Raw genomic sequence first — 20,581 nt, 5'->3', positions numbered from 1 at the left:
TGAACACTTCATATACAACGGGCCGGCTTTCTTACTTTTTACCTGCAAATTATTTTTACAAGTAAGAAACGACCAGGCAAAAGCTGTAACTGGAAGAAAGGTAAGAACTAAAAAATCACATTATATAAATGAAAACAGAGGTATAATCGTGTAAATTACAGATCCAACCTGATTGCCCATATCTTAACCCGTTTTAATGCCTGAAGAGCAACGAATTACAAGGTTCTCGAGAGATGAATTTGTAAAACAAATTAACGACCAGTCTGCGTGGGATGTTATTATAATTGGCGGAGGCGCAACAGGCTTAGGCGTTGCAGTTGATAGTGCCAGCAGGGGATATTCTACCTTACTTTTAGAACAAGCTGATTTCGCTAAAGGCACTTCCAGCAGAAGCACAAAGCTGGTGCATGGGGGCGTACGTTACCTTGCAAAAGGTGACATCCGATTAGTCTATAACGCATTAGATGAACGGGCTATTATGCTCAAAAATGCGTCGCATCTTGTAAAGTCTCAGTCTTTTATAATCCCGTGTTATAGCTGGTTTTCTACTATAAAATATATGATTGGCCTCAAACTTTACGACTGGCTTTCAGGCCGTTTTAGTTTTGGTAAATCAAGTTTCTTTAACAGGGAAAAGGTAATAGAACAACTACCTAATATCAACGCAACCGGACTTGCAGCGGGGGTTGAATATTTCGACGGTCAGTTCGACGACGCCCGGCTGGCAATAAACCTTGCACAAACAAGCGCTGCAAAAGGGGGGGTTCTTCTAAACTACTTTAAAGTAACGGGGCTACATAAAAACAAAGGCAAAGTAAACGGTGTTGCTGCCATAGATCTTGAAACTAAAAAGGAATACAAGCTGTCAGCAAAGGTGGTAGTAAACGCCACAGGAATTTTTGTTGATGACGTGCTGAAGTTTGATGAACCCGGAAGACAACCATTAGTAAGACCTAGCCAGGGAATTCACCTTGTTTTAAAAAAATCCTTTTTAAAAAGTACTAACGCTATCCTTATACCCGAAACCAAAGATGGAAGAGTCTTGTTTGCTGTTCCCTGGCATCAGCATGTGCTCGTGGGTACTACCGATACTCCCCTTACCACAAACAGTATTGAACCAGTAGCACTTGAAGAAGAAATTGAGTTTATTCTTGAAACAGTTAAAACTTATTTCTCTGTTACACCAACCCGCAAGGACGTGTTAAGCGTGTTTGCAGGCTTGCGTCCTCTCGCGGCCGATAATAAAAATCTAAACAGTACCAAAGAAATTTCGCGCGACCACAAACTGCTTACCAGCAGTTCAGGACTTATAACTATTACCGGTGGCAAGTGGACTACTTATAGAAAGATGGCGGAGGAGACTGTAAACAAAGCAATTGAAGTAGGCAAGCTAGTGAAAACCGCTTGCCTTACTAAAAAATTAAAAATTCACGGTTGCACAACTTCCTTCATCCAAGGTCACTTTTCGGTTTACGGAACTGATGCAGCAGGTATAAAAGAATTGATTAAAGACAACCCGCTTTTGGGTCATCAATTGGTTGATCACCTACCGTACACAGAAGCAGAGGTTGTTTGGGCAGTGCGTTACGAAATGGCAAGATGTGCTGAAGATGTGCTTGCACGGAGACTTAGAATCTTGTTTCTAGATGCTTTAGCCGCTATTGATGCAGCGCCTCGGGTTGTAGCATTAATAGCCCAGGAGCTAGGTTACCCGGAAGAATGGAAAAGAGCAGAAGTAGCTACGTTTCATCAACTTGCTTATCAATATTTACCAGACCTGAAAGCCGGCTTCAACGGGGAACACAATAACAGAAACCAACAACCAACCGATGGACAAATACATTCTTTCAATTGACCAGGGAACCACCAGCTCCAGGGCTATTGTTTTTAATCACAACGGCACTATTGAATCTATCTCCCAAAAAGAGTTTACACAAATCTACCCCCAGCCAGGTTGGGTAGAACATGATGCTAATGAAATTTGGTCGTCGCAGGCAGGTGTGGTTGCAGAAGCCGTTATAAAAGCAGGATTAAGACCAATTGACATCGCAGCAATTGGAATAACCAATCAAAGAGAAACCACCATCGTTTGGGAAAGGGAGACCGGTAAACCCATATATAATGCAATTGTTTGGCAAGACAGACGCACCGCTTCTTTTTGTGACGAGTTGAAGCAAAAAGGTATTGACAAGCTGATTCAGGAAAAAACAGGACTTATTGTCGACGCTTATTTTTCGGCAACCAAAGTGAAATGGATTTTAGAAAACGTAGCAGGTGCCAAAGAAAAGGCTCTAGCAGGTAAGCTTGCTTTTGGAACTGTTGATTCGTGGCTCATATGGAATTTGACAGCAGGAAAAACACATGTTACTGATGTAACAAATGCATCAAGAACAATGCTTTTTAATATTCATACACTTCAGTGGGATGAGGAGCTATTAAAAATATTTGAAGTCCCATTAAATATGCTTCCGGAGGTTCGTTCCTCCAGCGAAGTTTTTGGAGAAACTGCCGGGGAAATATTAGCTGCAAAAATTCCGATCGCAGGTATTGCAGGCGATCAACAGGCAGCCCTATTTGGACAAATGTGTACCAAGACAGGAATGGTAAAAAGCACTTACGGTACCGGTTGTTTTATGCTGATGAATATCGGAGACAAACCCGTTGTTTCCCGAAACAATTTAATTACAACTATTGCCTGGAAAATAGGTGACCAGGTTCAGTATGCACTGGAAGGAAGCATTTTTGTTGGTGGCGCAGTCGTACAGTGGCTAAGAGATGGACTACAAATAATTTCTTCATCAGCCGAAGTTGAAGAACTTGCACAGAAAGTAACTGACAATGGAGGCGTTTTTGTTGTTCCGGCCTTTACCGGCTTAGGGGCTCCACACTGGAACCAGGAGGCCCGCGGAACAATTGTTGGCTTAACCCGCGGCAGCACTTCGGCACACATTGCCCGCGCAGCTTTGGAAAGCATTGCGTTTCAAACAATGGAAGTTTTAAAAGCGATGGAGGCTGACTCCGGGGTTTCCATTGGCGAATTGCGCGTAGATGGTGGTGCTACTGTGAACGATCTGCTAATGCAAATACAGGCTGACGTGTTACAGGCAAAAGTGGTGAGACCTGAGATTACCGAAACAACAGCGATGGGAGCTGCTTACCTCGCCGGCCTTGCTGTTGGTTATTGGAGTGGTATAGAAGAGATTAGCCAACAATGGAAAGTAGACCGGACGTTTAAACCATCTGATGAAAAAAATCCGGAACTTTTAATAAAAGGATGGCACAAAGCAGTAAAGGCTTGTAAGGCGTGGGCAGAGGATTAGATCAGCTTTTACCTACTATTTGCTCTCTTATATATCACTTCCACGTCTCGCACAACTCAAAACCCAAAATTCAAAACTTCTTATGTCAGAATTTACAGCCGAATTAATAGGTACAATGCTTGTCATCCTACTAGGAAACGGAGTTGTAGCCAATGTAGTATTGCAAGGAACGAAAGGCTTTAGTGCAGGTTGGATGGTGATTACTACCGGGTGGGCGCTTGCTGTTTTTGTTGGTGTGGTAATAGCTGCCCCATATAGCGGTGCGCATTTAAATCCTGCGGTTACCATTGGTCTTGCGGTAGCCGGAAAGTTCGCGTGGGGCAAAGTAGTAACTTATATCATTGCTCAGTTAATAGGATCTGTTATCGGAGCCTTGCTGGTTTGGATTGTATACCGCGATCATTTTAATATGACAAAAGATCCCAATTCGCAGCTGGCTGTTTTTTGTACCGCGCCTGCCATACGTAATAGGCTTTTTAATCTGCTAAGCGAGATCGTAGGAACTTTTGTACTTGTGTTTGTTATTTTTTATTTTACGAATGCAGAAATCACTGATCAAAAATCTCCTATTGGCCTCGGTTCGTTGGGTGCCATTCCTGTTACGTTTTTGGTGTGGGCAATAGGTTTGTCATTGGGTGGAACAACGGGTTATGCCATCAATCCTGCACGTGATTTTGGTCCGCGGATTGCGCACTCTATACTTCCTATAACTGGCAAAGGAAGCAGCAATTGGGCGTACGGGTGGATACCTATTCTTGGACCTTTTATCGGCGCTATCATTGCAGCTCTAGTTTTTACCTTTTTAAAAGTAAAAGTGTAAAATCAGGAGAGAAAGTGGCCTAGCGTTTTTTTATGTTTTCGCCATTTGTATCACGAATCTTTATTGAACCACTTTTTTTAGGTAGTACATTCAACTGTTTTAATATGGAGTAAGTCGGATAGTAATGGATAGCTCAATAAAATTAGGGCAGTAAAAGAGTGCGACGCAACCAGTGATGCAAAGAGTTACCAAAGCTGGTAACCACAAATGATCCCAGCTCTCTCCATTATTCAATCTTTAAGGTTTGGGTTATTTTATTTAGATCGACAGCTACATTATAAATCAGATTAAACTGGTCGACAATAGACTTTAAGTCGAATAAAGGTTTACGGGTAGAAGACTCCATCTGACCTTGTTGTAACTCCTCTTTTCTTTTTTGCATCAAGTGGTTGACACGTTCGTTAAGCTTGCGTAAAGAATCTTTATTGCTGATTGTTTTTTCTGTTACATCCTCGTCGTTTAGATAGCTGATTGCATTAATAAAGTACTGGCGGATGTCTTCGGAAACCTTTATAAAATCATCTGAGCTATAAGGAATAACATGCATTTGAATATAATGAGATAGTGTAGCTATGTAAGAGGTAAGCATGTGATTTAATACGACAAACTGGTGCAGCACTTCTACCCCTTGTTGCTGACTTTTTGGTTCTGAAATCATTCTGTTAAAAGCGTCAGACAAGTTTGCCAGAGCCACCAACGCATTCTTTCTTGCCAACTGCTTTTCAAGAGGGTCAATCTCGTGGCCACTAAAAGCATCTGCCACTACAGAAAAATATTCTTTTACATCGGTAAGCATCGTAATCATCACCGGTTTAAACTTCTTTCTTTCCCAGGATGGAAAAAGGAAAATGCTAGCCATAAAGGCGATAATAGAACCAATGAGGGTATCTACAATTCTGTCTGTAAGCAATAGCTTAAAGTCGCCGGGATTGAGCAGGTGATAGAAAATAAGCAGGTACGTGGTCATTAAAAGGACACTAATAAAGTAGTTCGTTCGCATAAAAGTGTAACCTCCGGCCATAAAAACTACAAGAAATGCAAGTAACGTGGTGTTATTATTAACAGCGTATAAAATAATGAGGGCTATAATTACTCCTGCAAAAGTGCCGGCAAGCCTGTCGATGTTTCTTTTTTTAGTTAGACTAAATGCAGGCTTTAGTATAACCACTATTGTAAGCAGCACCCAATAACTGTGACCAATGTTTAGTACTGAAGCAATAATAAACCCTATAACTATTGCGATGCTTACTCTTAAGGAATGCCTGAAGGTGTCTGATTTTAAAGTAAGGTTACTGAAAAATAAACCCGGCGTAATTTGTTGCGAGGAGATTAAGTGCTCATAATCCGACCCCTTAATTTTTCTCTTTTTAAACGTGCCGTCAAAGTCTGTGTATTTGCGAAGTGTTACCAGCCGTTCTGCCAGGTCTTGTATGTTTTCTAAAATTCTTCTGAGACTGATGAACCCCTCTATATTATCCGGCTTTAAATAATTGAGACGCAACTGGTTCAACTTTTCTGTTACCTGAATTATATGTTGGATTAGGTCGCGGCTTTGGGGAGAGCGTTCGCCGCTTTTTACAGCAATTCCAAGATCTTCCAATTCGTATGCAAGCTCTTTAGCAAGATTGTAGTAATCATTAAGAATATCAGTTTCATCGAAATACTTATGCAACAGCGGGTATTGCTGATGCGACATCATTATTCTTTCAAATATGTCCACAATATCCAAATGAATCATTACCAATGAGCGACCAATGTTAGTTGATTCTTTTACAATGCTGCGTGTTTTAAATAACAGTTCGGCTAGTTCATCCTGCTTATTCTGTACAAGTGCCTGCTGGTGTAGCAGTTGTTTAAAAGTGTTTTCGTAGTTCACCTCTTTCTTGTAAAATTCGGACCTGATGCGTAGGTACTCTCCCGTTGCCTGTATGGCTTCTCCCAGCGCTTGCTGAAGAAGTCTGTAAGGTCTGAAATTATACAGCAACATACTAAAACCCATGTACCACACGCCGCCACAAACCATATAAAAAGAATGGGTGACTACCTTCAACGAAGTATCGAGATTTAAACGGGGGTCAATGGTAAGAGTCATTACAAGCATGACTGCAGTGCCGATAGAACCAGGCCTTGTTCCATAAATACCTATCATCGAGAAAAAAAAACAGCCTGCAAAAAGAAAGACAGCAAGGAGAACAGGTGAGTTTACAGCGAAACCTATTAGAAGTGTAGCGATAAGAATGCCTGCAATACAAACAGCCATTCCATTTTTTCTATGATGTATTGGTCCCGGACTATCTGTAACACTTACGAAAAGGGCTCCCAACGAAATAATAATACCGATGGAAAACATATTGAAATAGCTGAAAGCAAGCGCGGGAAGAACAACGCCTGTTGTTATTCTTACGCCTTCACTTAAATAGTGGCTGTTAATAAAACTCTTGTATGTTTTAATGTAATCCATCAATTATTTCTTCCAATCGGCTTGATATAATCCCTTCTTTTTCTACAAAAGTCTGAAAACTATTTTTGAAAACCGGTTTAAAAAGGTTTAGACACCCTAACCTAAGCTTTATTTAAAAACAACGAAAAAGTTCTGTATTTGCAAAGCGGAAGTAATACAGGGCGTTAATTGTAAAAATTTACAAAAAACTGTATGAAATAAAATATAAAAAGAAAGCAAGCGTTGAATATGCACAAGTGACAAAAAACGGTTCTTGTGACAAGCTAATAAAAAATGCAAGTATGAAAAAGAGTATAAGGATGTTTATTGTCTTATTTATTATAGGCTTACCCAAATTACTTTTTGCGCGGCGTGATGACCCGATTAATTTTGACGGCGAAAGTCCTTATGGTGTAACAGACGTTCCTTTTGATGATGGGGTTGGTTTACTTGTGGCTGTAGGTGTCGTTTACGGTATTCTTAAAATAAGAGCATACAAAAAAGCAGAGAAAAGCAAACAAGTCACATTCCCCAACTAGCCTCGGGTCTGAACCATTTTCTTATCCTTCAAAATATTCTCGTCAATTTTCTTCTCCCCCCTTATAAAAACCAAGGTTCTTATTAATCGTAATAATGTAGAGTTGCATCGGCCATATCTCTAACCCTTTCAGACGTTATTGTACGATTGTAATAATTTTTTTTCAGCCCGCCCCGTTTTTATGTTAAGCCTATCAGGGTTTCTACAAAACTTAAAAGCTGGATATGATAAAATTTTTACAACCAGGGGGAAAACAACAACTTAAGATTGTTTCTATAAAAACTATTTTCAATTTTCTTCTTTTTCTTCTTACTTCAACTTGTTTAAAAGCTCAACAGGTTACAGAAATCATAACTGATTTCGGAGGATATTGGCGTACAAACTCAACGACTAACAATACTATTAAACCTAATGACAGTCATAATTTAATAGCCTTTACGGTAGGAGGAACACTTTATTCCACAGGTGCTAATAATACGCCACTGACAAGTAGGGGCGTGTCGTTTACCACGGGAAATTTTAAATGTTTACCCATAACTTCTGTTACAGGAACGATAACTTCAGTGGCATGTGCTGTGGGCCTGGCCGTAAATTATGATGGTGTCGGTAATGGATTTAGCAATCCATTACCGACAGTAAAAATGAAAGAAGTACTTACCGACGGGATTAATGGATTAAATATAGGAACAGGGGTAATAGATGTACCCGTTTCAGCAAGATTAACTTTTCCGGTTAAGAGTATTGATTCGGGCTCTATTGGCGATGCAAAGCCTGACATTTTATTTACCCAAATAGCAAATCCTGATCCCGTTAAAACTGATACTATGTATTTTGTAAATGCTGCAAACGTGGTAGTAGGTAGCAAAATAGTAGTTAGCTGGAGTTCGGTTCAATTACTGGGAAATTATTTGGTTGATTTTTATGATTTACAACGAAACGTGCCTTGTGAGCAGGCGGTAATAACAGGTGGACTAGCTGCTAATAATACTCGACCGCTCCGTTTAACTGCTTTTAAGCTATCAGACTTCGGTATTACCGTAACGAATAAGGCCTCAGTAGCATCTTTGGTACTGCAACCCAGTGGAAAAAGTGATATCGGCTTCGTCGCCTATAACACTGACGCTTTTGTAATTGCCCCACCAACTATTACCCAACAGCCTCAAACACAAATTGTTTGTACTGGTGCAACTTCAACTGCTACCTTCTCGGTTGTTGCTACCGGCGAGGGCGATACATATCAGTGGAGAAAAAATGGGGTAAATATTTCGGGGGCTACAAGCCCTTCATATACTATTTCTCCGGTAACTGCCAGCAGTGCAGGAACCTATGATGTAGTAATTACGAATCCCGGCGGAACTGTAACGAGCAATAAAGCATATTTAAATGTAGAAATTACAAAACAGCCTTTGTCTCAAACAATTGTTACAGGAAATACCGTTACTCTTTCAGTTACTGCAACAAACGCAACAAGCTACCAATGGAGAAAGAACACGGTAATTATTCCCGGAGCTGTTGATTCTTTTTATACAATCAGCTCCTTAAACATAGCAGATAGCGGGTTATATACCGTACAGGCAATTAACAATGCTAATGCCGGTTGCGCTTCCGTTACTAGTGACGCAGCAGCTATCATTCCCGCTATAGTCGTTTATTCTAAAAGCACTCCAGACATAAACATACCCTCCACGTGGGGAGCAAATACAGATGGGAGTGGTAGTACGCCTGTTGACTTCACTCGTGCCGAACATACATTTGTTTTATCTAACCGCCCATTAGGAAATACCCTTACCGACTTAACAATAGCAGGCACATTAGACGTAAAGAATGGAATAGCTGTTATTGCAGACAATACAACTCTTGATGTTGGAAGAAGTATTCGTACAGGTATCGGCAGCATCTCTGGTTCATCTTCTTCGGGTTTTACTACAAGAGGCAACTCTGACCTTTATTTTACAACCGGCAGCCAGCTTCTTAAAAACTTTACAGTAGCAGGTGGCATTGTCAACATGCTTTCAGACCTTATCATTACCGGCGGGACGCTTCCAGGAAAAATTAATATTACAGGCGGAACTTTGGCTGTTGGAAGCAATAAGATTACGATTAGGTCGACCAGTGTATTGAATACTTCTATGGTAACTGCTGTAGGAGCGAATGCTGTAGTTACTTATGGAAATGGTGGCGCTTTTATTGTCGAGCGTTTCATTCCGGCTAAAAGATCTTTCCGGTTTATTTCGCCTGCAGTAACCACTGCAACCAGCATTAAAAACAATTGGATGGAGGGCGCTGTAAACCCTGACAGATGGACAAATTACAATCCAAACCCGGGTTATGGCACTCATATAACAGGACCTAAAACAGCAGGCGACAGCCTTGATGTTACCCAGACTTATAACCCTTCCCTATTTACTTTTGACAACAACGCCCAAAGCTGGAGCCCCGTTCCAAACAGCTCAGGAACTTTAACTACCGGCGTTCCGTATCGTTTTATGATTCGTGGAAGCAGAGCAGTCGACTTGAATGACAATGAGGCAATGCCGTCCAATACAATTATTCGAGCAACAGGCGCGCTTTCCATAGGTACACAAACCATTGGCTCATCTGTTTTAAGTAAAACGGTTGGCGGATATAGTTTTGTAGGTAATCCTTATGCATGCCCTGTAAACTGGAATACTTTGCCAAAGTCGGGCCTTGCGTCTACTTATTATGGGTGGGATGAATTGCAAAGTAAACGAGGAGCGTATGTATCGTACAACGGCTCTTCTCAAACCAACAGTAATATAAACTCTGCCCTTGATGAAAATATACAATCAGGACAAGCATTTTTTGTACAATCAACATCAAATACACCGTCTATAACTTTTAATGAATCTAATAAAAGCTATACCAATACGGCAGTATTTAGAGGCACTAATTCTATGACCAAAATGTCAGTACAATTGCTGTTAAACTTAAATGCAGGAGATCAAAATGTAGCAGATGGATTTGTAGTGGTATTTGGAGATAAATTCGTTAAAACAGTTGGTGACGAAGACTCGTATAAATTTACCAACCTGGATGAAAACATTGCCATAAATCGAAATGGTACAGCATTAAGTATTGAAGGGCGTCCTGACATAATGGATAATGATACACTTCCTATAAGAATGTGGCAGTTTAGGCAGAAAAACTATTTCTTTAAATTTGAGGTCAGTAATTTTAATCCTGCGATTACGGCGACTTTAAAGGACGAATTTTTAAAACAAGAGTCTTCTGTCGACCTTTCTACGTCAACCACAATTCCTTTCAGCATTACAGAAGACTCTGCATCCTTTGCTTCAAACCGTTTCTCTATAGTCTTTGGTTCGGCAAAAACATTACCTGTTGTTCTTACTGATTTAAAAGCTTACCAAAAAGACAAAGGCATACAAGTAGAATGGCATACTTTGAAAGAAACTAATATAGAGCAATACGAAGTGGAGAAATCAATGAATGGACTGGAATTTGAAAAGGTATTCACTACAGCAAAAAAACCTGATAATGAGCTTACACGCACCTACTATTGGCTCGACATCAACCCTGGCGTCGGAAATAATTTTTACCGCATCAAGATAATTGAGAAGGCTGGAAAAGCCAGGCACAGCAACATTGTAAGAGTAAATGTAAACAGTGGAAAGAGCGGCTTTACTGTATTTCCAAACCCTGTAAAAGGAAAGTCTATTCACCTTCAAGTAAAGAACCTCGAAGAGGGTAAATACACTGTCAACCTCTTTAATAACCTGGGACAATCTGTTCTTAATAGTTCTATCCGAATAACTCACGCAGCTAATTCTCAAACAATTTTGTTAAACGGAAAAATACAAAAAGGCAAGTACACCCTTCAACTGCGGAATGATAAGACAAGCTATAGTAAGCCTATACTTCTGCAATAGTGTAACAAAAAGATAAATAAAAGTAAAAAGCTGCCGACAAGGGCAGCTTTTTACTTTATAGAAATGTGTCTCTTTCTTAGGATGTCTTATCAGCCAAAGGAACTTCAACAGTAAAACAACTTCCTTTACCTACAGTACTATCTACTTTAATGCGGCCTTTATGTACGTCAATCACTGTCTTTACATAGCTCATTCCTAAACCGAAACCCTTTACATTGTGAAGGTTTCCGGTATGTGCCCTGTAAAATTTTTCAAACACTCGCTTCACCGTTTCCTTGTTCATTCCAATTCCGTTATCCTGAATTTTTATTTGAAGATTTTTTCCTGTATTGCACGTTGTAATCTTTAACACGAGACTTTCTCTTGAGTACTTTATAGCATTATCAAAGAGATTAGATAGCAGGTTTGTAAAGTGGTTTTCATCTGCTATTATCACATCGTTTTTTGCGTCGAACTTAATTTCAACTTTACCGTTTTTATCCTGTATTTGAAGCTGGTAGTTGTTTAAGGCACTCTCAATTAAAGTATGAGCATGCACTTTATTCATGTCTAATTTTAGCTCTTGCCTGTCAAGCAGTGCCGCCTGCAAAATGGTTTCAACATGCTTATTCATCCGCTTGTTTTCTTCCTTTATAATACCGCTGAAATAAGACATCTTTTCTGGCTGAGCCAGTACCTTTTCATTTCTAAGCGCATCTACCGCAAGTGAAATAGTTGCTAACGGCGTTTTAAATTCGTGGGTCATGTTATTAATAAAGTCCGTCTTAATTTCACTCAGCTTCTTTTGGCGAAGCAAGGCCTGAATAGTTACACCAAAAGCTGTGACGATGATAAGCGTGAAAACCACTGCAAACATTACCACCCACATCATCGATTCCAACACTTGTATTTTAAAATTGGGAATAATAACAATCAGGTGTTCAAAAGGCTCGCGGGGTTGTAATATGTTCTCATTGTCGGCCGGCAAAATCGGAACGATGATACTCCTGTTATGTACCGTATCATTGGCCTCCTTAAAAAAATTATCTGTCTGTAGTTCCAGCGTATAGGCAGAAGAATTTGATGTAACACCAAATTCAAAATTCACATCTTCAAGACCTTTGCTGTTAAATGCTTTTTGAATTTTTTCTTTTATCTCGAATACCGAAAAATGCTGCGACAAAAGGGGCCGTCCGTACCCAATGGCATAGTCGTTAGGTAATAAACTAAGATTTTGTTTACGGGGAATTTTAAAAAATGGAGCAGATGATGCATGTTTGCCTAATTCTATCGCCGCTTCGGTAGTTGCTTCTTCGGCACCCTTTCGTAATTGTACCTTTCGCAACAATGTCATATCTCTAAACCAACTTACCTGCAGTACTATTATACCTAGCAATGATAGCGTTATAAGCACAATAATTACAGGGAAAATTCTCTTCATCAACACAAATATAAAGTGAATATGAGCGTTTAGAAGGGAGCCCAACAGGTTTTATTGTTTTTAACGCCACCTTGACACTGAAATTTTTTTTATAAAAATAGCTTTACCAAATATTAATATGTACTAACTTTTCAATATGATTGAGGCTTTTTCTGGAAAACTTTTAATAGCCGATCCCTTTTTACGCGATCCCAACTTTATGCGCTCAGTCGTTTTTATTTGCGAACATAAAGAAGAGGGAAGTTTTGGCTTTGTTTTAAACCGTAGATATGACCAATTGTTAGGTGAATTGATAACAGGTGTTGATACTTCTGATTTTCCGGTTTATTATGGTGGTCCGGTACAGGTTGACACTATTCATTTTTTACATCAGCGTCCTGATCTTATCCCGGGGGGAGTGGAAGTGACGGATGGAGTCGTGTGGGGCGGAGATTTTGAGACGATTGTTGAACTTTTAAAAACCGATCAACTAAAAGAGCGTGACATTCGTTTTTTTATTGGTTATAGCGGATGGGGTGAAGGACAACTGGAAGAAGAAATGAAATTGAAAAGCTGGATAACAGGCAAAGGCACCCGTAAACTTATTTTTCCTGTTAACATAGACAATACATGGAAAGATGCTTTGAAACAATTAGGTGGTGAGTACGTCCAGATGATAAACTATCCGATAGATCCCCAGTTAAATTAGATCAAGCAGGTCCTTATTCCTTCTTGCGTATTCAAACATATTGATAGAAACGCTGCTTTATTATTCCTGTAAAATTTCTTTATTTTTCTGTTATTGGCCCGACTGCAGTACGCTATGATTCATTCTTGCGTCGCACTCTTGTACTTTTTTTTCTGTTGCAGCATCCACATGATCATCGAAGTTAACCGATTAACAGAATTACTAAAAGATGAAAGGATTGCGACGCAACAACGAAAAACCGGAGACAAAATGCCGGTATTTAAAATATCTCAAATAGTGCAGCAAACAATTGAAATACCCTTTGTTGCAATAATAAAAAAGCCGGCTTTACAATAAAGCCGGCCAATTGAAATTTTTGGTGGTACGAACTATTTCAGAGCAAACACTACTCCTGCGTTAACACCTACAGTGTTTAAACCAGACAGTTCGTTGCGCTTGTAGTTGGTAAAATTATAAGTAGCTCCAATTTTAAAAGCGGTTTGATTATACTGGTTTCCAAAAGGAATTTTGATACCGGCGCCTGCCTGCGCAGCAAAGGGACTTGACGTTTCAGTTCCACCAAACTCGCCTAAATACTGCCCATAATTAACTAAGCTAACACCTGCACCTGCAGATACATAAGGCTGGATCTTAGCTGTAGCAGAAGCGCCCAATGGCGAAAAAGTACCACGTAACATTACAGGAACAATTTCCATAGTATTGCTAACAACGGCAGATACTGTTTGGTTTGCCTCAAGCTTGTACACCTGACGATCAAACTTCTGATAATAGCTTTGAAAGCCCGAATGCAATCCTAAAGAAAATTTTGGATTGAATGCATAACTAAGTTCTCCATAGCCGCCTCTATAAGAAGTGTTACCAATAAAATCGTTCTTAAAACTTCCAAGAGGAGCGCTGACATTGTACCCCAACTCCATTTTTAATTTTTGTTGTGCTGATGCAGAAAGGGTAAGCATGCAAACACACAACGTCATAAATATTAGAATATTCTTTTTCATAAGTTTTTTACTGATTTTTTAAATAAGCTGATTGATTAAATAACATCTTCACCTGGTCTGCAGCAGTAGAGGAATTAAAAATTCCGGAACCACGAATGAGACCTGTCCAAATCACATTAATTCTATTTGATGTAGCTGCATTCTTAAGGTTTAGCAAATCAATTGAAAGTGCTCCTTCCCTAATTGAATAAGTGGCATAGCTGTACGGGCTATAGTAACCATAACCGCCATATCCCCAGTAATACGGATCATAGAAACCACCGTACATGTCGTAATAATTTCGGTAGCTAACAATACCAGTTGAGGTATTGTAAATTCTGCTTACGTTAATACCCAGGTCTGGATTAGCACCCTTGCTTACCATCGCAAATCCTTTTGCCTGCATTTCCGCCTTTACTGCATTGATAAATGCCTGGTCGGTAGCAGTGATTTCTTTTGTAGCCCTTCCGTCATTAATAACGGCCACAGAATCAGAAATACTAAACGTCCTGAAAGTTGAAAAATTAACTGTTGAATCATGATCAGTAATATAAATTCGGGATTCTTCTGCAGTTAAATTAGCCACAGGATCTTTTGTACAACCTGTAAACATTGCTCCCAATGCCAGAATTGTGACCCACAATACACTCTTGCTTTTCATATTTGTTTTTCTTTTTGTTTATTTAATTAACAGGTGTAGTTAATCAAACGAGATGCCTACAAATGCAAAAAAAATGGAAAGTGTGGTTAAGAAATCGTTTTTAAGAAAGCTTTAGATTTTAGAATAGGAGCTTCAAAAAACACTAATAGAATCTGCCCCTTTGCAAAAATGTTCAAGAAATGGTTGAGAGCCTCAATCCGGAAGCGCCTGACGTAAAAGCAGCAATGAGATTTACAATTGTCAGGAAAGCTGCCATTTAACACTAAATTCTCGTAAACAAAAAGCCCCCAAGCGATGCTTGAGGGCTTACAAAAAAATCAATATACTTTACACTTCCGTTGCACCCTCTACAAGCACGGTTGCCTTATTATTTAAGACTTCTACAAATCCGCTCTCTATTGAGAAATTTGCTGTTGTATTTTTATCTTTAATCACTTTAATATTCCCTTTTCCAAGGGCACTTACTAAAGGTGCATGCCTGTTTAGAACTTCAAATTTTCCATCAATTCCAGGTAACTGTACACCGTATACATCTCCACTATAAAGTCTTTTTTCGGGTGTTAATATTTCTAAAGTCATACCCCAGACCCCTAAAGGGGCTAATTTATTTTTAATGAATTAATCTATTTTGCTTTCCCCTTTACAGGGTTAGGGCTATGCTCTTGCTGCTTCCATCATTTTTTTACCTTTTTCAACAGCATCTTCCAAAGTACCTACCAGGTTAAATGCTGCTTCAGGGTATTCATCCACTTCGCCATCCATAATTGAATTAAAAGCCCTGATCGTATCTTCGATACTTACAAAAACTCCTTTTAAACCTGTAAACTGTTCTGCCACATGGAAAGGCTGGGAAAGGAAACGTTGTACTTTACGTGCTCTTGAAACTGTCAGTTTATCTTCATCACTTAATTCGTCAAGACCAAGAATTGCAATGATGTCTTGTAGTTCTTTATAGCGCTGTAAAATTAATTTAACCCGGTTTGCACAATCATAGTGAACATCACCAACAATGTTAGGAGTAAGAATACGACTTGTACTATCCAATGGATCCACCGCAGGATAAATACCTAAGTCAGCAATTTTACGCGACAGTACTGTTGTAGCATCCAGGTGAGCGAAAGTAGTTGCGGGAGCCGGGTCAGTCAAGTCATCCGCAGGTACGTACACTGCCTGTACCGATGTAATAGAACCATTTTTTGTTGAAGTAATTCTTTCCTGCATCAAACCCATTTCTGTAGCAAGGGTGGGCTGGTATCCTACCGCTGAAGGCATACGACCTAACAACGCAGATACTTCAGAACCAGCTTGCGTAAAACGGAAGATATTATCTACGAAAAACAAAATGTCTTTACCTTTTCCCTGTCCGTCTCCGTCGCGGAAATATTCTGCGATGGTTAAACCACTTAAAGCCACACGGGCACGTGCTCCGGGAGGTTCGTTCATTTGACCAAAAACAAAAGTTGCTTTTGATTCTTTTAATTCTTCAAGATTAACCGAATCAAGGTCCCATCCACCTTCTTCCATACTTTGCTTGAACTTTTCACCGTATTTCATAATACCTGCCTCGATCATCTCCCTCATCAGGTCATTACCTTCACGGGTTCTTTCTCCTACACCGGCAAAAACTGATAAACCGCCATAACCGATTGCAATATTATTTATCAGCTCCTGGATCAATACCGTTTTACCCACACCTGCACCGCCAAACAATCCAATTTTACCGCCTTTAGAGTAAGGCTCTATAAGATCAATTACTTTAATACCGGTATATAAAATTTCGGAAGATGTACTTAGATTTTCAAAAGCAGGAGGCTTGGCGTGAATAGGACGACCATTCACTTTGCTAACTTGTGGTAATCCATCAATTGCATCACCTGTAACGTTAAACAAACGACCATTAATTCCTTCTCCAACAGGCATACTGATTGCCCTACCTGTATCGTTTACTTCCATTCCCCTAACCAACCCCTCGGTACCATCCATTGCTATACAACGAACACTATCTTCACCAAGATGTTGCTGAACTTCCATCACAAGTATGTCGCCGTTCTCTCTCTTTAACTCCAAGGAATTGTAGATTTGAGGCAAATTGCCTTCAAACTGCACATCCACTACCGCGCCTATAACTTGTTTTACCTTACCAACTTTTGACATAAGACAAATATTTTATTGGTCTAAATTTTGGCGCAAAGGTAAGGGATAGCACCTTATTTTTAAAATTTGGTTGCTTTATCATTCTGCGATCGGCGCACTCCGAATTAAATGTTGATGGCCGTTTGGATGTCTGCCGTCTTCTATCGTTGGTATAGTGTTTGTTTATTCAAACAAACAATAATAGGATTTATTAGTTGGCCGTTGCTAACCTTTACATACCGCTTTAATAAATCCATGGTTATAAAGCTTTTGCTAACCTTACATTGTTTAAATTCCGAAGGAAGTACTAAAACGCTTCCTTCTTTTTTTTGGGAGAGTTTTCTTGCTACCAATTTAAGTGGAACACACTTTAATTTTTCTACCTGTTACTTTTAGCCGCCGTTAATAGCTGTTAAAGGTTAATTGCTACCTTGCAGCAATGTTTATTAAATCATCTGAATACGTCATTTCTAGTCCTGATTACACTAATTGTCCTGCTCCTGACAAACCTGAATATGCTTTTATTGGACGTAGTAATGTTGGAAAGTCCTCTTTAATAAATATGTTGACTAATAATCAAAAGTTAGCAAAGACTTCCGGCTCTCCGGGCAAAACTCAACTTATCAACCATTTTATAATCGAATCATGGAAAGGTGAAGAAGCTCCGGTCGGATTTAAAAAACCTGACTCGTGGTTTATTGTGGATTTACCTGGCTATGGTTTTGCGAAAGTATCGCAAAGTAATCGGAGGAAATGGGAACAAATGATTGAGAATTATTTGAGAAAAAGAGAAAACCTGGTAAGTGTATTTATTTTAATAGACAGCAGGCATGAGCCTCAAAAAATTGACTTAGAATTTGTAGATCAATTACGAAGATGGGAGGTACCATTTACCATTGTTTTTACAAAAAGTGATAAAGAAAACCAAAGAACAGTTGCAGGAAATGTAAAAGCGTTTTTTGAAGCTATGAGAAAAACATGGCAATTTCTACCGCAGCACTTTGTGAGCAGCGCCATTAAGAAACAGGGTAGAGATAAAATGCTTTCTTTTATAGAGGAGTGTAACGAGCAGTTTTATAAAGGAGAGTAATAGATTTTAAAATTCAAGAATGAACAAGTCCTTAAAATTTAAGGAAAAGATAGAGAGACGATTTCTTTAGAGAAAGCTATTTTCTCCAAAATCATTTTAGATCAAACCAATCCTGGTTCTCTAATTTACCACCTTGTTGGCGCAACTGCTACTGGCAAAGGCTTCGGGTTTTGCTTTAAAGGCAAACCCCATTCCCAGAATGTAGCCCATGGCTTCCCGCAGCGCATCATTACTTTTAAATTGGGGATTCGTGTTGATGTCGGCGTGCACTTCCATATCAACATCGTAGGTGGTAAAAAGATGGCACAACTCATATGCAATCTCAATACTTTTTGCAACTTCAACCAGCATTCTTTCTTTGATAGAGTACTTCTGCCGCGTCTTATCATTGTTGATGTACATAAAGCCACCGTGGCCTTCTCGTAGAAAAACAATGACTGTTGCAAATTCTGTTTCCTGGCCTTTTACCTGGCTGTCGGTTCCGATGCAAACTTTTAGTTTGTTTCCGGCCGCAGTTTCATTTTTGATTGCCGTTTCTACAGCTTCCTTAATTGGGAGATGAATAGGTTCTCCGCTGAACTTTCTCCAAAGCATAAATAAAATGAGTTTGTGTAATTTACCCAATATTTTCAATTCCTATTCTTTCGGGTCGAAAATTTTCTTTAAATACTTCTACCCTTATTTTCCGTGAGATACGGAATTCTCACGTTTTCAACCCAATCGATCTAAACTAATTTTTACTTGAAGAAACTGGAATAAATAAGCTGCAGGTAGATATGCTGATGAACGAAATGCGTCGCAACAATGAGAAATTGAAAACAAATGTTGGTATCATTAAGAACCCGAGCTACTACCTTTTAACGAAAACTTATAAGAGAAGTTAAAGGATATCGAAGGTTCTGATAGCTCATTAGATCAACTTTTACGGAACCAACCAATAATGGACTTTCTATTCTAAGTGGCACTTTATTGGCATCGTCACTAACATACACCGTCATTTTCTCGCCACCTTCAAACAATGTACCTTTTACTAATAAGGGTTTAAAAACAATAGCCCTAAATTTTCCGTAGCGTGTTTTTACCGTTTCTTTTCCCTGGTAGCGGATGTACATGTTATAGACTTCATTGTCTAAAAAAATAGTAAAGGGAATTTTGTCTCCCGGCTGGTATTTATTAAAGTTTATGTTTCGGGCGTAATACATTGAACTAATAACGTCCTGTATGCAAGGTGGAACTTTGTAAACACCTTGCGTAGACAAAGCGGTATTGGCGGCATGGTTAAATGTTATGTTTTCATATTTCTTATACCCACCCTCGTCTACGTTTCTAATAAATTTATAAGGCAACAGATTATTTGTATCGATAAATGTTTCGTAGCGGTCTCTGACCTTAAAAATAAAATCGTATTTGCTGTTTGTTACCCCTGTCGCTACAATATGGTAGACGGGCCTGTTATTAAGCCTTTCGGTGGTAACAGTAAAATTTGCAGTACCTGCATTAATGTATAAGCCAAGGGCATTGTAAAAAACAACAAGGGAGATGTTTTCGCCTGCGTTAAAACTATTGTTTCTAGTGCTGCAGAAATCGTCGCCGGCGGTTAGGCGGGTAGAAACGAATATTAATAAACCACACAGTAAAAGTTTTTTCACATTACTTATTTCTAAAGAATTTTATGCCTAAGACGAACAAACTCCCTGCCAAAGCAGGCAGAATTAAGTTAATAAGCCAGATGGTAGAAGCAGTTAACACAATACCTAAAGTATTGGTACTAAAGGCTCCAAATAAAAAAATACTGATTTTACCTCTAACACCTAACTCAGCCAAAGCTATTGTTGGAACGATGGCCAAAATAAGAAACATAATGGTTATTAGCCAGAAGGCATTAACAATATCAATTCCTACATTAAATATTTGAAGCAATAAAAGGTACTGAACAATAAACACGCTGTAACGAAGAATGGAAATTAACAATACTTTCAATAGCTCGTGCCATCGCAAATCTTCGAGTTTTTGAATGAAGTAAGCATATTTTGCAATAAAAGGAATTTTTTCTAACAGCTTCACCAGCCAACTAAGTTTAAAATAAATACTGATTAAGGCTATTGTAACCGCTATTGAACCATATGCAACACCATTAATAATCGCCAGCGATAAATGAGTATTTTGACTTGTTGCATTATAAAATTTTTCTTTCAGCAAGAAAACGCCTATTGTGCCAAACACCAGCGTAACAATCAACTGGCTTATGCTTCCTACAAAAGTTAGAGTAATGGCTCTTATTCGGTTTCCTTTTTTTATATAAAGAATACGTCCAAAGTATTCGCCGGTTCCATTTGGTGTGTTCATGGCCACAGAGACACTCAGGCCAGATAAAATAGCTTTAAAAGCTGTTAGAAACGAGATGTTTTGAATGTGCCCGATTAAGACTTTCCACTTTAACGCTTCACAGCTCCAGTTGCCGAGCATTAAAAACATCACAAGTACAGCCATCCATCCTTGCCGTCCATATAGAGATTCTTTTATTTGCTCTAAAGCATCTTTCCAATCGGGTTGATGTATAATGTTGCGATAGATGGAAAACGATAA

The 20,581-nt window shown here is 39.2% G+C and carries 16 protein-coding genes; 7 read left to right on the top strand and 9 right to left on the bottom strand.

What is annotated here, in order from left to right; all coding sequences use genetic code 11:
* Nucleotides 1–196 precede the first annotated feature (196 nt).
* The 3 genes from JWR87_RS05510 to JWR87_RS05500 all read left to right on the top strand — a co-directional run bounded on the left by JWR87_RS05510 (nt 197) and on the right by JWR87_RS05500 (nt 4,140).
* Nucleotides 197–1,855, top strand: a complete 1,659-nt coding sequence (locus JWR87_RS05510; protein WP_297816595.1) for a glycerol-3-phosphate dehydrogenase/oxidase — start codon at nt 197–199, stop codon at nt 1,853–1,855.
* Nucleotides 1,830–3,320 (top strand): glycerol kinase GlpK, encoded by a 1,491-nt coding sequence (glpK, locus tag JWR87_RS05505; protein ID WP_297816592.1) that lies wholly within the window; start codon nt 1,830–1,832, stop codon nt 3,318–3,320. The genes JWR87_RS05510 and glpK overlap by 26 nt, the downstream gene beginning before the upstream one ends.
* Before the next feature lie 82 nt (nt 3,321–3,402).
* Nucleotides 3,403–4,140 carry an MIP/aquaporin family protein gene (locus tag JWR87_RS05500; RefSeq protein WP_297816589.1) on the top strand — a complete coding sequence of 246 codons (738 nt, stop codon included), beginning with the start codon at nt 3,403–3,405 and terminating at the stop codon, nt 4,138–4,140.
* Between the two features lie 226 nt (nt 4,141–4,366).
* On the opposite strand, the gene JWR87_RS05495 is transcribed toward JWR87_RS05500, so the two are convergent.
* Complete coding sequence (locus tag JWR87_RS05495; RefSeq protein ID WP_297816586.1) at nt 4,367–6,601, bottom strand: FUSC family membrane protein; 2,235 nt, start codon at nt 6,599–6,601, stop codon at nt 4,367–4,369.
* Between the two features lie 281 nt (nt 6,602–6,882).
* Here JWR87_RS05495 and JWR87_RS05490 point away from each other — a divergent pair, with 281 nt between their 5' ends.
* A complete protein-coding gene (locus tag JWR87_RS05490; protein WP_297816583.1) occupies nt 6,883–7,119 on the top strand; it encodes a PID-CTERM protein-sorting domain-containing protein in 237 nt (78 codons plus the stop codon).
* A gap of 223 nt (nt 7,120–7,342) precedes the next feature.
* A complete protein-coding gene (locus tag JWR87_RS05485) occupies nt 7,343–11,026 on the top strand; it encodes a T9SS type A sorting domain-containing protein (RefSeq protein WP_297816580.1) in 3,684 nt (1,227 codons plus the stop codon).
* Between the two features lie 76 nt (nt 11,027–11,102).
* On the opposite strand, the gene JWR87_RS05480 is transcribed toward JWR87_RS05485, so the two are convergent.
* Nucleotides 11,103–12,446, bottom strand: a complete 1,344-nt coding sequence (locus JWR87_RS05480) for a HAMP domain-containing sensor histidine kinase (RefSeq protein WP_297816577.1) — start codon at nt 12,444–12,446, stop codon at nt 11,103–11,105.
* 136 nt (nt 12,447–12,582) lie between these two features.
* Between JWR87_RS05480 and JWR87_RS05475 the strand changes: the two genes are divergently transcribed.
* Complete coding sequence (locus JWR87_RS05475; RefSeq protein ID WP_297816574.1) at nt 12,583–13,134, top strand: YqgE/AlgH family protein; 552 nt, start codon at nt 12,583–12,585, stop codon at nt 13,132–13,134.
* 368 nt (nt 13,135–13,502) lie between these two features.
* Here the strand turns inward: JWR87_RS05475 and JWR87_RS05470 are convergent, their stop codons facing one another.
* The 4 genes from JWR87_RS05470 to atpD all read right to left on the bottom strand — a co-directional run bounded on the left by JWR87_RS05470 (nt 13,503) and on the right by atpD (nt 16,926).
* Entirely contained in the window at nt 13,503–14,132 is a 630-nt protein-coding gene (locus JWR87_RS05470; protein WP_297816570.1) for an outer membrane beta-barrel protein, read from the bottom strand.
* A gap of 7 nt (nt 14,133–14,139) precedes the next feature.
* Entirely contained in the window at nt 14,140–14,772 is a 633-nt protein-coding gene (locus JWR87_RS05465) for a DUF4136 domain-containing protein (protein ID WP_297816567.1), read from the bottom strand.
* 327 nt (nt 14,773–15,099) lie between these two features.
* Nucleotides 15,100–15,351: an ATP synthase F1 subunit epsilon gene (atpC, locus tag JWR87_RS05460; protein WP_297816564.1), complete on the bottom strand. Its 252-nt coding sequence runs from the start codon at nt 15,349–15,351 to the stop codon at nt 15,100–15,102.
* A 75-nt stretch (nt 15,352–15,426) separates the two neighbouring features.
* A complete protein-coding gene (gene atpD, locus JWR87_RS05455) occupies nt 15,427–16,926 on the bottom strand; it encodes a F0F1 ATP synthase subunit beta (RefSeq protein WP_297816561.1) in 1,500 nt (499 codons plus the stop codon).
* Nucleotides 16,927–17,344: 418 nt separating this feature from the next.
* On the opposite strand from atpD, the gene yihA reads away from it, so the two are divergent.
* Nucleotides 17,345–17,995 (top strand): ribosome biogenesis GTP-binding protein YihA/YsxC, encoded by a 651-nt coding sequence (yihA, locus tag JWR87_RS05450; protein WP_297816559.1) that lies wholly within the window; start codon nt 17,345–17,347, stop codon nt 17,993–17,995.
* Nucleotides 17,996–18,115: 120 nt separating this feature from the next.
* Here the strand turns inward: yihA and JWR87_RS05445 are convergent, their stop codons facing one another.
* The 3 genes from JWR87_RS05445 to JWR87_RS05435 all read right to left on the bottom strand — a co-directional run bounded on the left by JWR87_RS05445 (nt 18,116) and on the right by JWR87_RS05435 (nt 20,485).
* On the bottom strand, nt 18,116–18,589 hold the full coding sequence (locus tag JWR87_RS05445) for a ribonuclease H-like YkuK family protein (RefSeq protein ID WP_147204447.1): 474 nt from the start codon (nt 18,587–18,589) through the stop codon (nt 18,116–18,118).
* 263 nt (nt 18,590–18,852) lie between these two features.
* Nucleotides 18,853–19,644, bottom strand: coding sequence for a DUF3108 domain-containing protein (locus tag JWR87_RS05440; protein WP_297816553.1), 792 nt, complete (start codon nt 19,642–19,644; stop codon nt 18,853–18,855).
* A gap of 1 nt (nt 19,645) precedes the next feature.
* On the bottom strand, nt 19,646–20,485 hold the full coding sequence (locus tag JWR87_RS05435; protein WP_366090188.1) for a hypothetical protein: 840 nt from the start codon (nt 20,483–20,485) through the stop codon (nt 19,646–19,648).
* Nucleotides 20,486–20,581: the final 96 nt, after the last annotated feature.

Origin of the sequence: Segetibacter sp. (genome assembly GCF_025963695.1) — a bacterium.
Classification (GTDB): Bacteria; Bacteroidota; Bacteroidia; order Chitinophagales; family Chitinophagaceae; genus Segetibacter.
Note: the sequence above shows the minus strand (reverse complement) of the source record. Positions and strands in the feature narration are given on the sequence as shown.

Excerpts from the sequence above, each read along its gene's own strand:
- JWR87_RS05510 (WP_297816595.1), top strand. The coding sequence starts at position 197 with ATGCCTGAAGAGCAACGAATTACAAGGTTCTCGAGAGATGAATTTGTA.
- glpK (WP_297816592.1), top strand. The coding sequence starts at position 1,830 with ATGGACAAATACATTCTTTCAATTGACCAGGGAACCACCAGCTCCAGG.
- JWR87_RS05500 (WP_297816589.1), top strand. The coding sequence starts at position 3,403 with ATGTCAGAATTTACAGCCGAATTAATAGGTACAATGCTTGTCATCCTA.
- JWR87_RS05495 (WP_297816586.1), bottom strand. The coding sequence starts at position 6,601 with ATGGATTACATTAAAACATACAAGAGTTTTATTAACAGCCACTATTTA.
- JWR87_RS05490 (WP_297816583.1), top strand. The coding sequence starts at position 6,883 with ATGAAAAAGAGTATAAGGATGTTTATTGTCTTATTTATTATAGGCTTA.
- JWR87_RS05485 (WP_297816580.1), top strand. The coding sequence starts at position 7,343 with ATGATAAAATTTTTACAACCAGGGGGAAAACAACAACTTAAGATTGTT.
- JWR87_RS05480 (WP_297816577.1), bottom strand. The coding sequence starts at position 12,446 with ATGAAGAGAATTTTCCCTGTAATTATTGTGCTTATAACGCTATCATTG.
- JWR87_RS05475 (WP_297816574.1), top strand. The coding sequence starts at position 12,583 with ATGATTGAGGCTTTTTCTGGAAAACTTTTAATAGCCGATCCCTTTTTA.
- JWR87_RS05470 (WP_297816570.1), bottom strand. The coding sequence starts at position 14,132 with ATGAAAAAGAATATTCTAATATTTATGACGTTGTGTGTTTGCATGCTT.
- JWR87_RS05465 (WP_297816567.1), bottom strand. The coding sequence starts at position 14,772 with ATGAAAAGCAAGAGTGTATTGTGGGTCACAATTCTGGCATTGGGAGCA.
- atpC (WP_297816564.1), bottom strand. The coding sequence starts at position 15,351 with ATGACTTTAGAAATATTAACACCCGAAAAAAGACTTTATAGTGGAGAT.
- atpD (WP_297816561.1), bottom strand. The coding sequence starts at position 16,926 with ATGTCAAAAGTTGGTAAGGTAAAACAAGTTATAGGCGCGGTAGTGGAT.
- yihA (WP_297816559.1), top strand. The coding sequence starts at position 17,345 with ATGTTTATTAAATCATCTGAATACGTCATTTCTAGTCCTGATTACACT.
- JWR87_RS05445 (WP_147204447.1), bottom strand. The coding sequence starts at position 18,589 with ATGCTTTGGAGAAAGTTCAGCGGAGAACCTATTCATCTCCCAATTAAG.
- JWR87_RS05435 (WP_366090188.1), bottom strand. The coding sequence starts at position 20,485 with ATGGCTGTACTTGTGATGTTTTTAATGCTCGGCAACTGGAGCTGTGAA.